The sequence below is a fragment of the Sulfurospirillum barnesii SES-3 genome (assembly GCF_000265295.1).
Taxonomy (GTDB): domain Bacteria; phylum Campylobacterota; class Campylobacteria; order Campylobacterales; family Sulfurospirillaceae; genus Sulfurospirillum; species Sulfurospirillum barnesii.
Genome location: NC_018002.1, coordinates 2,167,282 through 2,179,736, shown reverse-complemented (window position 1 = coordinate 2,179,736; position 12,455 = coordinate 2,167,282). Strand labels below are relative to the sequence as shown.

The 12,455-nt window shown below is 42.3% G+C and carries 13 protein-coding genes; 5 read left to right on the top strand and 8 right to left on the bottom strand.

Annotated features, from left to right (window positions below):
* Window positions 1-17 precede the first annotated feature (17 nt).
* The 5 genes from SULBA_RS10960 (at window position 18) to SULBA_RS10935 (ending at window position 6,553) form a co-directional block, all read left to right on the top strand.
* On the top strand, window positions 18-1,691 hold the full coding sequence (locus tag SULBA_RS10960; RefSeq protein ID WP_014770357.1) for a 4Fe-4S binding protein: 1,674 nt from the start codon (window positions 18-20) through the stop codon (window positions 1,689-1,691).
* 251 nt (window positions 1,692-1,942) lie between these two features.
* Window positions 1,943-2,140, top strand: coding sequence for a twin-arginine translocation signal domain-containing protein (locus SULBA_RS10955; protein ID WP_014770356.1), 198 nt, complete (start codon window positions 1,943-1,945; stop codon window positions 2,138-2,140).
* Window positions 2,141-2,160: 20 nt separating this feature from the next.
* Window positions 2,161-5,022, top strand: coding sequence for a formate dehydrogenase subunit alpha (locus SULBA_RS10945; protein ID WP_083834407.1), 2,862 nt, complete (start codon window positions 2,161-2,163; stop codon window positions 5,020-5,022).
* 11 nt (window positions 5,023-5,033) lie between these two features.
* Window positions 5,034-5,642: a formate dehydrogenase FDH3 subunit beta gene (fdh3B, locus tag SULBA_RS10940; protein WP_014770353.1), complete on the top strand. Its 609-nt coding sequence runs from the start codon at window positions 5,034-5,036 to the stop codon at window positions 5,640-5,642.
* A gap of 11 nt (window positions 5,643-5,653) precedes the next feature.
* Window positions 5,654-6,553: a formate dehydrogenase subunit gamma gene (locus SULBA_RS10935; protein WP_014770352.1), complete on the top strand. Its 900-nt coding sequence runs from the start codon at window positions 5,654-5,656 to the stop codon at window positions 6,551-6,553.
* 53 nt (window positions 6,554-6,606) lie between these two features.
* On the opposite strand, the gene modD is transcribed toward SULBA_RS10935, so the two are convergent.
* The 8 genes from modD to SULBA_RS10895 all read right to left on the bottom strand — a co-directional run bounded on the left by modD (window position 6,607) and on the right by SULBA_RS10895 (window position 12,448).
* Window positions 6,607-7,425: a ModD protein gene (gene modD, locus SULBA_RS10930; protein ID WP_014770351.1), complete on the bottom strand. Its 819-nt coding sequence runs from the start codon at window positions 7,423-7,425 to the stop codon at window positions 6,607-6,609.
* Window positions 7,426-7,457: 32 nt separating this feature from the next.
* Window positions 7,458-8,240 carry a TOBE domain-containing protein gene (locus tag SULBA_RS10925; protein WP_014770350.1) on the bottom strand — a complete coding sequence of 261 codons (783 nt, stop codon included), beginning with the start codon at window positions 8,238-8,240 and terminating at the stop codon, window positions 7,458-7,460.
* Window positions 8,241-8,318: 78 nt separating this feature from the next.
* The gene (locus SULBA_RS10920) at window positions 8,319-8,630 is read right to left on the bottom strand and encodes a DUF190 domain-containing protein (RefSeq protein ID WP_014770349.1); all 312 of its coding nucleotides are present in this window, start codon (window positions 8,628-8,630) and stop codon (window positions 8,319-8,321) included.
* Complete coding sequence (gene crcB, locus SULBA_RS10915; protein WP_014770348.1) at window positions 8,627-9,016, bottom strand: fluoride efflux transporter CrcB; 390 nt, start codon at window positions 9,014-9,016, stop codon at window positions 8,627-8,629. The genes SULBA_RS10920 and crcB overlap by 4 nt, the downstream gene beginning before the upstream one ends.
* A 42-nt stretch (window positions 9,017-9,058) precedes the next feature.
* Window positions 9,059-9,586, bottom strand: a complete 528-nt coding sequence (locus tag SULBA_RS10910) for an FmdE family protein (RefSeq protein WP_014770347.1) — start codon at window positions 9,584-9,586, stop codon at window positions 9,059-9,061.
* Between the two features lie 11 nt (window positions 9,587-9,597).
* Window positions 9,598-10,380 (bottom strand): ABC transporter ATP-binding protein, encoded by a 783-nt coding sequence (locus SULBA_RS10905; protein WP_014770346.1) that lies wholly within the window; start codon window positions 10,378-10,380, stop codon window positions 9,598-9,600.
* A complete protein-coding gene (locus SULBA_RS10900; protein ID WP_014770345.1) occupies window positions 10,377-11,417 on the bottom strand; it encodes a FecCD family ABC transporter permease in 1,041 nt (346 codons plus the stop codon). Before SULBA_RS10900 ends, SULBA_RS10905 begins: the two co-directional genes overlap by 4 nt.
* The gene (locus SULBA_RS10895; RefSeq protein ID WP_014770344.1) at window positions 11,414-12,448 is read right to left on the bottom strand and encodes an ABC transporter substrate-binding protein; all 1,035 of its coding nucleotides are present in this window, start codon (window positions 12,446-12,448) and stop codon (window positions 11,414-11,416) included. The genes SULBA_RS10900 and SULBA_RS10895 overlap by 4 nt, the downstream gene beginning before the upstream one ends.
* Window positions 12,449-12,455: the final 7 nt, after the last annotated feature.

Here is a 12,455-nt window from a genome sequence, read left to right as displayed (position 1 = left end):
CCACTTAATGGACACACATGCAAAAAGAGTACGTATTCTACGATACCGTTGGTATTGATTTTCCTCTTGATGAAACGATAGAAGTCGTCAAAAGCCCCTGTGAGAGAGACTTCCTTGTTTCCAACCATCCTGAAGTTAAGGCGGTTATGTATGCGCCTGAAATCAACTTTTATCTTGAAAAATCACGTGATAGTATTGCCCAGAAAATAGCCAATATAACAAAATTGTATGCGATTCGCTCTGTGGGATTTGATTTTGCTCAAGATATGGATTACACCCAAGAGGTGGATAAAAAGGTATTAATTGTTACCGATGAGAGTGAGCATGAAACCTTAAAAACTACCCTTATGGCTGAGGGGTATACGGTGATGTTGCTTTCTCCTTCCCTTATTTTGGATGTCAATGGGCATATTGGTGCTTTACATGTAACGCTTAAAAAAGAGGGAGAGCTTCTTGAACTCGAGTGTGATCAGATTCTTTGGTGGAATGCACCTGTTTTTGCGATGAAGCAAAGCGGTGTGTATGATCCATTAAAAATTGGCAAAGCAGGTGCAATAAAAAAACTGCATGAAAATACGGGCGTTTACCATTACAAAAATTATATCAATTATGATCCTTCCATTTGCCAGTACCATGAGAGACGAGAAGAGATTTGTGGAAAGTGTGCGGAGGTGTGCCCAACGGTTGCTATTTTAAAAGAGGATGAAACCAAGCATTTAGTTTTTTCACACATTGATTGTCATGGCTGTGGGGGTTGTGTGAGTGTGTGTCCTAGTGGCGCACTTGATTATACCCAGATGCCACGCCTTGCGTTTACGCATTTGAGTAGCCATTTTAAAGAGCGTATTGCGCTTATTATTCCCAATAAAATGGACTTAGGCTTGATTGATATTCCTTTGCGTGAGGGTATACTTCCTTTGATGATTGAGGGTGAGAAGTATTTGCATGAGGCGCATCTGCTCAATTTACTTCAAACCAGTGGCAATCCCATCATTTTTTACACCGATTTTATTTCTAAAGGTACGGGGGACGTTATTCGCATCCTGAATGAAATATTTGAGAAAAAGTACCATAAAAAAGCCATTTATGTGTGTGAAGATGCCACCGAGTTAGCCTCTATTTTTGAAAACCTTGAGGCAATTCCTGAGTGCTGTTATGGCATCAACGAAGAGGGACTTCGTAAGCGTGAAGTTTTTTCTGCACGTTTGGCACATCTTGTGGGTGACGAAGATTTGGGTGTGGTCAAAACAGGTGAGCATGTGCATTATGGTGATATTAAAATCAATGAGAGTAACTGTACCTTGTGTTTAAGCTGTGTGGGAGCCTGTAACGTAAGAGCTCTAACGGCACATCCTGAAGACAATAGTCTGCGTTTTAACGCTTCTATTTGTACCAATTGTGGCTATTGTGAAGCGACCTGTCCTGAGAAGGATTGTTTACATGTAATAAAAGATGAAATTCATCTCAAACCCAGCTGGTTTTCACAACGCATTATGGCACACGATGAGCTGTTTGCCTGTGTGGAGTGTGGTAAAGAGTTTGCGACACGCAAAGCCGTGGAGAAAATTTCAGCCATCATGACCCCTCTTTTTATGGGGGATGAAGTGAAGCTTAGAACACTGTATTGCTGTGCAGAGTGTAAACCCAAAGTGATGTTTAAAGCCCATATGGAAAGTTCTTCTAAAAATTAACGTTTTTATACAATACTCCTTCTTTTTGCAATGACTCTTGAAAAAATCGAGAGTCATTGTATGTTTTCCCCCGTTTTTCCCCTTTTTTATCGCTACGATTTGCGCGAAATATAAATTTTATATTATTTTAATCAACTAATTAATATTCTTTCACCTTTTTAAATATTTTGCTCATGAGATGACTCGGAAGAATGGTGTTTCTTTGGAGTGATCTTTTAAGTAAAAGATCAAAATGATGAAGGAGGTGCGATATGAACGAAAGCAGACGTGGCTTTGTTAAAAAAGCAGCTCTTGTGGGTGCGGTAGCAACAGCAGGTGTTGTGAGTGTACATGCAAGTGTTTCTGGTTCAAAAAGTACAAACGGCGTTGTAAAAGGGAAATCTCCTAAAAAAGAGATTACTTATACAAAAACACAAGCATGGGATGATTATTATAAATCAGCCTTGTAAGAAAAGAGGAGAAATCGTTTATGCAAGAGTCAACAGCTCAAGCGCTTAGTACGACGGTGGGTCGTAGGTCTTTTCTCAAAATGGCAGCGGTTGCTGGTGCCTTTGGTGCCACTTCAGGTTTTGCAAGTGAGAAAGTAACACGAGCCGCAACAGAAGAAGAGGTCAAAGACCCCTTTCCAGGAAGCAAGAAAGTAAAAACTATCTGTACGTCATGTTCTGTGGGATGTGGTGTCATTGCAGAGGTTCACAACGGTGTATGGGTTCGTCAAGAAGTTGCTCAAGACCACCCAATCAGCCTTGGTGGACACTGCTGTAAAGGTGCTGATATGATCGATATGGTCAGATCAGAAGTACGCCTTAAATACCCAATGGTCAAAGAAAACGGTCAATGGAAGCGTTTAAGTTGGGACGATGCGCTTAACCGCATTGCAACCAAACTAGCAGACCTTAAGAAAAAAGATGGCGCAGACGCGGTTCAATTTTTAGGTTCAGCGAAAATGAGTAATGAGCAAGCCTACTACTTTAGAAAGTTTGCCGCATTTTTTGGTACCAACAATATAGATCACCAAGCAAGAATCTGACACAGCTCCTCAGTCGCCGGTGTGGCGAACACATTAGGATATGGGTCAATGACAAACTCGTTTGGAGACATCCAAAATGCAAAATCTATCTTTATTATCGGGTGTAATCCAGCGGTAAATCACCCTGTAGGTTTTGGTCATATTTTAAAAGCAAAAGAGCGCAATAACGCTAAAATTATCGTTATTGATCCACGCTTTACCAAAAGTGCTGCCAAAGCAGACTACTTTGCACAAATCCGTCCAGGCACAGACATTCCGTTTGTCTATGGTATGCTGCATATCATTTTTAAAAATGGTTGGGAAGATAAAAAATACATTGAAGATCGTGTGTATGGTATGGATGAAATCAGAGCAGAAGCTGCCAAATGGACGCCAGAATTGGTTGCGGATGTAACAGGTGTCAAAGCAGAAACACTTATTGAAATTACAACGATTTATGCAAAAAATTCTCCAGGTACACTTCTTTGGGCAATGGGTTTAACCCAACACACCATTGGTACAGGAAACACTCGTATTGCTCCAATTCTTCAAATGGCACTAGGTTATATGGGAAAAGCGGGTGGTGGTACCAACATTCTAAGAGGTCATGATAACGTTCAAGGTGCGACCGATATGGGATGTCTATCAGACACACTTCCAGGCTATTATGGCTTAGTAGAGGGTTCATGGAAATACTACGCACGTATGTGGGGTGTGGAGTACGACTACATCAAATCCCAATTTAAAGACGCTTCATGGATGGGAAAACCAGGCTTTACCTTAGCTCGTTGGTGGGCAGGTGTTTTAGCGGGTAAAGAGGGTGAAGATGCCATTGAAAATGCAGGAACCAACCTTAAAGCGCTGGTTGTTATGGGGTGTGGTATTACCTCAACATCGCAAAACCTCAAAATCCAACAAGGTCTTGATAACTTAGAACTTTTGGTGATCGCTGATCCGTTTGTCAATGAAGCGGCTGTTCTAACCAATCGAAAAGACAATCTTTTCATCTTGCCAAGTGCAACACAGTTTGAAAGCAGTGGTACCGTCTCTGCAACCAACCGAAGTGCGCAGTGGCGTTCTAAAGTAGTGGAGCCTCTTTATGAGAGTAAAGCAGACCATGAGATTATGTTTGAGTTAGCCAAGCGTTTAGGCTTTTATGAAGAGTACACACGCTCTATGATGATGCATCTAAAAGAAGATGGTTATCTTGAGAAAACACCCAATAAAATAACCTTTCAATGGCCTGAAGATGCGACCATTGAGATTTCTCGAACCCTAAGAACCATCGGTATGATGGGCTGGACACCTGAGCGTATTAAAAAGCACACCGAGAACTGGCACATGTTTGATGAAGTAACAGGTGCAGGTAGAGGTGCAATGAAAGGCGAATACTACGGTCTTCCATGGCCATGTTGGAGTGTGAAACACGGTGGAACGCCAAACCTTTATAACGTCGATGTTCCTGTGAGTGAAGGTGGTATGGGCTTTAGAAATAACTTTGGTTTGGAAAAAGATGGCGTGAGCCTTCTTGCAGGCAAAGGTTCAGCGCCTCTTGATTCAAAAGTCGATGGCGGATACCCTGAAATTACCAAAGAGAACATTGAAAAGCTTATCGGTAGACCTTTAAGTGCTGCTGAAAAAGAGTTATGTGGGGCAAACTGGAAAACATGTACCAGTGGTAAATTGGTTGATTTAGCACTTGAAGCTGGTTTGACGCCGTATGGAAATGCCAAAGCAAGAGCGGTGGTATGGAATTTTCCTGATCGTATTCCAATGCACAGAGAACCTCTTTATTCACCACGTCCTGATCTGGTTGAAAAGTACCCAACGTATGCGGATAAAGCAAATCACTTCCGTGTGACGACCAAGTATGCTTCGATTCAAAAAGGACAAGACTATACCAAAGAGTTCCCAATTGTGATGACCACAGGTCGTTTGGTTACCATGATGGGTGCTGGTTTGGAAAACAGAGCCTCCAAATACATTTGTGCGCTCACACCTGATATGTTCTGCGATATTCATCCAGAACTTGCTAAACAGCATGGTATTCAAAATGGTTCAATGATGTGGGTTCACTCACCTGCTGGAACAAAGATTAAAGTGAAAGCAAAGTACTCGCATACGGTTTTACCGCATATGGTCTTCTTACCGTTCCATTTTGGTGGTTATATGCAAGGTGTGGATATGACAGGCAACTTCCCAGCGGGAACCAAGCCATTTGCAAGCGGTGAGTGTGCCAATACCGTTGTTGCTTATGGGTATGACATCATTACACAGATTCCTGCATCAAAAGCGGGTTTATGCCGTGTAGAGAAAGCGTAGGGGAGTAGATGATGAGTCATGAAATGTCAAGAATGAAATTTTACTGCGATGAGAGCAGATGTATCGAGTGTGATGGCTGTAGCATTGCGTGTGCGGAAGCGCATGAACTTCCTGTAGGCATTGCACGAAGAAAAGTGATTACCCTTTTTGAGGGAATTCCTGGTAAGGAAATCTCAACCTCAGTGGCATGTATGCACTGTACGGACGCTCCATGTGAGCAGGTGTGTCCTGTGGATTGTTTTTACATCAGGGAAGATGGCATTGTCCTTCACGATAAAGAGAAGTGTATTGGTTGTGGGTACTGCTTGTACGCATGTCCATTTGGTGCGCCACAATTCCCACGAGAGGGCATTTTTGGTACCAAAGGGGCGATGGATAAATGTACTATGTGTGCAGGAGGGCCTTTAGAGACCAATTCGCATCATGAATTTGAACTGTATGGTCAAAACCGTATTGCTGAGGGAAAAGTACCTGTGTGTGCGGCCATGTGTTCAACCAAAGCATTGCTTGTAGGCGATGCAGAGTCTGTGTCTAATGTTATTAGAACACGTGTGGCAGCTCGTGGCGGAAAAGGTATGAGTTCATCGTATGGCTGGGATAAAGCCTATAAAAACCAATGAAAGGAAAAGCAATGAGAAAGTACATCTACGCACTCATTGCGCTTCTGGGTTTTGCTACCGTAGCTTTTGCTACGGATAGCCAAATCTGGGGTGAAATGCGTATTCAAAATATCTTAGGGTATGGTCAAGAAGATACTCTAAAACTCGGAGCTTGGTTTACCTTGCTTCAAAGCCAATACTTTGCATGGGTTTTTCTAGCCGTCTTAATTGGCGTTCCTGCTGTGTTTTTCTTGCACTATAAAATTATAGGGCAAAAAGTATTTCCACACAGTCATAAGAAACATTATGCTTTTAATCTGTTCCATAGAGCCATCCACCAAATAGCAGCGGTGAGTTTTTTGGTCATTATTCCCACAGGGTTTATCATCGTTTTTGGTGATTTCTTTGGGGGTGGAACACTCGTTCGAACGGCAAAAAACCTTCACGGTATTTTTACCATTCCTTTTGCCATTGTGATTATTCCTATGGCTGTGATGTGGATTAAAGAGGCGATTTTTAATCTGGAAGATATCAAATGGTTTATGATTCTAGGAGGATACCTCTCCAAAGAAAAACGCATCATCAATGCAACCCAATTTAACGCAGGTCAAAAAATGTGGTATTGGGTGTGTATTTTAGGTGGGTTGGTCATGATTTTAAGTGGCGCCATGATGTTCTTTATGGATTTTAAAATTGAGATGTTGCATAACCTTACGGGGCTTAGCCACATTGATATGCTACGGGCTTCTGCGATTATTCATAACGTGATGGGCTTTATTTTAGTTGCTGTTTTCTTTACGCATATTTATATGGCAGCAGTGGCGATTAAAGGGGCTATTCACAGCATTATTACAGGCTATGTGGAAGAAGAAGAAGTCAAATACCTTCACAATGCGTGGTATAGAAAATTGAAAGAAAAAGGGAAGTTTTAGGACGTTTTTTCTCTTTACATGTAAAGCATAAAGCCCCGTTTTTGGGGCTTTATTTAGAGCATTTCGATGGTGACACGAATGTCAGAGGGTTTGGCATGGTAGGGCGAAGAGGTGACAATAAAATCCACACCCGTTTTTGCAAAATCTTCGATATTGTGTTCACCAATGCCCCCTGTGGCAGAAAGCAGTAGAGAGGGAAAATTTTTCTTCAGCGCCACACAGCGTTTGAGTGTTTCAAAATCCATTTTTTCGCATTGTAAAATATCGGTACCTAAATGTGCAAAATACAGAGCCTCTTCATAATTTTCAACTTCAACTGCAATCTTTTTTTCCAGAAATTTTTGTTTCATTTTGGCAAATTGAGCTTCAAATGCCTCTTTGCTTTCAAAAAAGACACGGTGTTGTTTAAAGACTAAAATCGAGTCATACAAGCCCAAACGATGGTGCGCACCTCCGCCTGCATAGACTGCTTTGAGTGCTAGTGCTTTGGTGCGAGGGAAGATTTTTCTCGTGGTTAAAAGTTCGATGTGCGGTTGATGAAGGCGTGCTAAGAGGAGCATGTGATTGGTTTTAGTGGCAATACCACTTAAAAATTCCAAAAGGTTTTGGCTCGCTTTCCAAACTTTATGCACCGCATCGGCTCTGCCATACGCTTCAAGGACACACTCATCTGCACGGACCTTATCGCCGCATTGCTTAAAGCATTGAGTCTCAAGCCCTAAACGCTGACACATTTGCTCAACCAATTCAACCCCACAGACAATGACTTCAGTTTTGGGTGCAAAGGAGATTTTTGCTGCTTTTGCCCCAAATCCCAAACCCTCTGTGGTAATATCAATCAGCCCAATATCTTCTTCTAAAATATCCATCATTTCAAAAATCCTTTTTACATGTAAAGCGTGTTTTATTTTCCAATGAGAATGCTGCTTGATTTGATAAGCGCACAAATTTTTTGATTGACATCCAAGGCAAGGCTCTCTAAAGACTCCGTGGTAATGGTCGCTGTGATAACATCTCCATCGCCAATATCCAAACTCACTTGCGAATTAATTTCGCCACGTTTCACATCACACACCAGACCTGTGAGTTTATTACGAGCACTGGTGGCTATATCTAAGGTCGTGGTAAGTAAAACGCTAGAGGCTTTAATAATGCCTACCACTTCATCGCCTACGCATAAATTGAGTTCTTCAATGGCACTGTGCGTAATGTTGGAAATCAAGGTTGTTCCACTTTTAAGTACCATAGAAACCTCGGCACTCACCGTACCGTGTTTGATGTGGGCTACTTTTCCCATGAGTTGATTGCGTGCGCTAATTTGCATACTCATCCTTTTGAGGTGCTTGATGTGCTCTATGTTGAGCGTAGAAATAGAGGAGAGGTTGTGAATAAAACGCTCATACTCCGATTTGAGAAGGGTATAGTTTTCTATCATCTCTTTGCCAAAGGGTGTTAAGGTTGTTCCTCCACCACCGCTACCTCCTGTGGTGCGAATCACCAAAGGGGTTTGTGAGAGATTGTTCATGGTGTCTATGGCTTCCCATGCGGTTTTATAGCTCAGTCCCACACGTTTGGCAGCGGTTGAAATAGACCCACAATCTAAAATTGCTTCTAAAAGTTTAATCCGTTTTTCTAAGAGTGCAGGCTTATCAAATTGCATCAGACCAGCACTGAGTGTTTCGCCCATTTCCTTCCCTTATGTAGTTCTAATATATAACGACTTTGAAAGTGTAACACGTCAGGCTTAAAATCTTTACATGTAAAGCTAAAGGGTGCCAAATTCTATGGCGATTTTGGTGTAAAAAAGCCCTAGATTTTCCTTTTTTAAAGTAGAAAGAAGTGTTTCGCACGTCTCTTCACTCACGTTCATAATGATTTCAATGGGTTCATCAGCAAGTTCAAAAAACCCTGCAGAGCGAACTTTTCCATCTCGACCAATGCCCTGTGAGGCTTTAAGAAGAGTTACCCCTTGAATGCCAGCCGTTTGTGCCATGTGCATCAGCCAATCGCTTAGATACTCACCACTAGGGTGTTTGCGACTTTGTAGGGTTGAAAATGTGAGTTGAAAACCTTTCATAAGCTTCCTTTTTGAAGTAGGGTATAACTAGCAACGCCTAAAAATGTCATGACGATGGAGCCCATTACATGTAAAAGAATGGCAAGCACTCCCATGCTCAAACGTCCTTCTTGAAACAGGTTTAACATCTCTGCACTAAAGGTACTAAAGGTGGTCAATCCGCCTAAAAAACCTGTAATAATAAACAAACGCCACTCTAAAGAGAGGGTTGTATTGGAAGCGAAAAAAGCAATGGCTACACCAATGAGATAACCACCGAGCAAATTTGCCCCAAGGGTTCCTAGTGGAATCAAAGGATAGATGCTGTTGAGTTTTAATCCTAAAAAATACCGCATCAGTGCACCAAAACCCGCACCTGAGAAAATTGCCAAAAGGGTATATACCATGGTTGAACCTTTAAAAAAACGCTTGTGGATTATAGCATAAAGCTAAAATCCACGGGTATAGGGTTTTGCACAATCCAAACAGACTTTTTGCCCTTCCTCCAGACGTATTTTATGTTCAGGTGCGCTCTCTCCGCATTTTTCGCAGAGTATGGAGGCAAAAAGTCGTGCACGTTCGGGTAGTTCAAAAGAGACGTCTTTGAGGCTAAAAAGCTCTTCAAGCGGTGCGTTTAAAATGTGCGCTTGCATCGCTTTTCTATCCATAGTGGGCATCAAAGATTTTTTAAAAACAATGCGTCCTTGTTTGTGCTGTTTGCGGTCAAAAAAACTAAAAGCTTGTTTGCCTGTGTCTTTGTAGATAAGATTGCCTTTGCCAAAACTACAGCCTAAAAGCACTTGAATAGCATCAACCCCGCACGCATCGTTTTCGGTGACGCAAACCAACTCTTCATCTTGTGAAAATCCTGTCATACCAAGCCATGTGTGGGCTGCTTCTGCTGCTCTAAATCCGATGGCAAGACCTGGACATTCATGCCCATGAAATGCCACACATTTTTCCCATAAGTGTCTCATGAGTTTTCCTTTTAGTGATGGTGTTTGAGGTGTGTTTCATCATGATGATGTTCATAGTAAACAAAGGTGTGTCCATTGTTTACATGTAAAGAGGTTTGAACATCAAAAAGCGTTTGTAACATCGAAGCTTCTACCTCTTTGGTTGGGGTATCGTGGATAATGCGTCCCTTTTTAAGCATTAAAAGCCGATGGGTGTAGTGAATCGCATGTTGCATATCGTGTAAAACAATGAGCGTGATTAACGCTTTATGTTGCGTGACATGACGCATGGCAAGAAGCATCTCTAGCTGATTTTTAGGGTCAAGATGCGAGATGGGCTCATCCAGCAAAAGCACCTTTGGCTCTTGTAACAGCGCTCCTGCAATCAGTACCTTTTGCCTCTCTCCGCCACTTAGGGTTGCAATGTTGCGCTCGAGTAAAGGTGCGAGATTGAAATGGTGAATGCTCTCATCCATCAAGGCTTTGTCTTTGTGCGTGAGCAGCATGCCACTGTACGCTCTTCGCCCAAGCTCTAACACTTCTAAAACGCTCATGGAAGGCGTCGTGGCAAATTGGGAGAGATAGGCAATCTCTTTGGCTCTCTCACGTACACTCAGCGTGCTTAACTCTTTTTCATCTAAGAAAATAGTTTTACAGGGTAAAATTCCTGCAATGTGTTTTAAAAGGGTACTCTTCCCTGCACCGTTTGGCCCAATAATTCCCATAATTTCACCACTGTGTACATCGGTGTTAATCGCCTCAAGCAGGCATTTTTTCCCTATACTACAGCAGAGATTTTCGATACGAAGTCTCATCGTAATTTTCCTTGTGTGGCAAGAAGGTACAAAAGCATGGGGGCACCAATAAAGGAGGTCAAAATACCCACAGGAAGCACGGAGGGATAGAGCATCATACGAGCGAGCAAATCCGCACCTAAGAGCAAAGCGCCCCCGCACAAGGCAGAAAGAGGAATCAGCATACTGTGTGCGCCTCCAAGCAAAAGGCGAATAAGATGAGGGGCAATGAGTCCAATAAAACCAATAATGCCAAAAAAGGCAACCGCAATGGCGGTGCAAAGCGCTGAGACTAAAAAGACCACACTGCGAAAGCGTTGGACATGAACCCCTTTGTTAAAAGCACTCTCATCACCAAAACAAAGCGCATCAAACTTCCAATGCCCTATCCATAACAGAAGCAACGCAGGAATAAACACAAGCGTGAGAAAGAGTAAATTTTCATGATTGGCTTTGCTTAAATCACCAAAAGTCCAAAACAAGGCTGCTGCGGCATTGATTTCAGTCGTGAAGTATTGTAAAAACATGGTACCTGAATGAAACAAGGAACCCAGCCCCACGCCTGCTAAAATAATACTGGTTGGGCGCATGTGTACTTTTTTACCAATCCAAACAATTAAAGCAGTACAGAGCATGCTGGCAAGAAAGGCACACAAGGCAATGCTAAATTTTGAGATAAATGGATTTGAAAAGGTACTACTTTCTAAAACAATAATGGCAAATGCCGCACCAAATCCTGCCGCTTGAGAGATGCCCAGTGTGAAGGGAGATGCCAAAGGATTGTGCAAAACACCTTGCATGGCAACACCTGAGAGTCCTAAAAGCATCCCCACTAAAAGCGCAGCTAAGGCACGAGGCAAACGAATAGATTCAATAATCATACGAAACGAATCAGGCTCTTTGCTAAGCTCTAAAAGCTTTACACTATCACTCCACACAACACCGCTAGAGCCACTAATAAGCGCTACCCATAGCAGTAAAACAATCAAGCCTACAAAGCCAAAGGAGATGAAAAAGCGTTTTAAAAAACGCTTACGATACACGCTTTGAAGACTCATTTTTTAGCAAATCCATAGGGCAAGGATTCAAGAAGAACGCTTCCTTTTGGCTCGGTATAAAAGGCATTAAAAATAGCATGGGCTTTTTCATTGACATCCACGGGTGCACCTAAATGTGCAGCAATTTGCCATGCGATGACAAGCAGGTTTTCCACATTGGTACTGTAAAAATTAAAACCTAAAATCTCTTTGACATTGCCTGTTTTGTAAGCTTTTAGTGTGTCGTAGAGTGCTTTTTGTGTGAGATAGTCTTGCTCGACTTTTTGTTTGCCAAATAAATCAATAAAAATAATATCGGGATCGTTTTTCATAAGGGCTTCTAACTCAATAAATTGGTGTCCTTGCGTCGTTGTGCCCTCAAAAACACTGTTCTTAAGTCCTAAGAGTTCAAAAGGAGGGTAGGTGGCTTCCGTGCTTGTAAGCCCTTGCACCCCTTTATACCCAATGCCCCCTACATAGAGTTTTTGAGAGGGTAATGAAATCGCACCCAGGGCTTCTTCTTGCGCCTTAATAAACGCCACTAAGGCGTGTGCTCTTTGGCTGGTATGGGTGATGTCTCCTAGAAGCAACAAGGAGTTTTTAATGTCGTCCAGATTTTTTTTACTGGTGCCACCGTACGAAGCGCCATAACTGATGGCAATCAGGGGAATGTTGGTTTTAGAAGCAATAAGTTCTAGTTGATTTTTATCGACAAACGAAGCGATAATAAAATCAGGTTTGGCAACAAGCAAGGCTTCTAAATCGGGCATTTTTCCAGGACCACCCGTGCCAATGATGGGCAGTTTTGAAATTTTTTCTTTGCCTAAAAAAGTACGGTAGGGTGAGAGCGCTGAGGGGTCATTTTCTGTTTTTTCAATGCCTACAAGGCGATTTTCAAGTCCTAAATAGACAGCAAGACGAAGTGCACCAGGCCCGATGCAAACAATTTTATCACTTTTTTCAAGGCTCACCTTGCGCCCTAGCATATCGGTATAGGTTTGGGAAAAAAGCATTGTTGCAAAGAGGAGTAAGAGAGAAAGGATTTTTTTCATGGAAGCC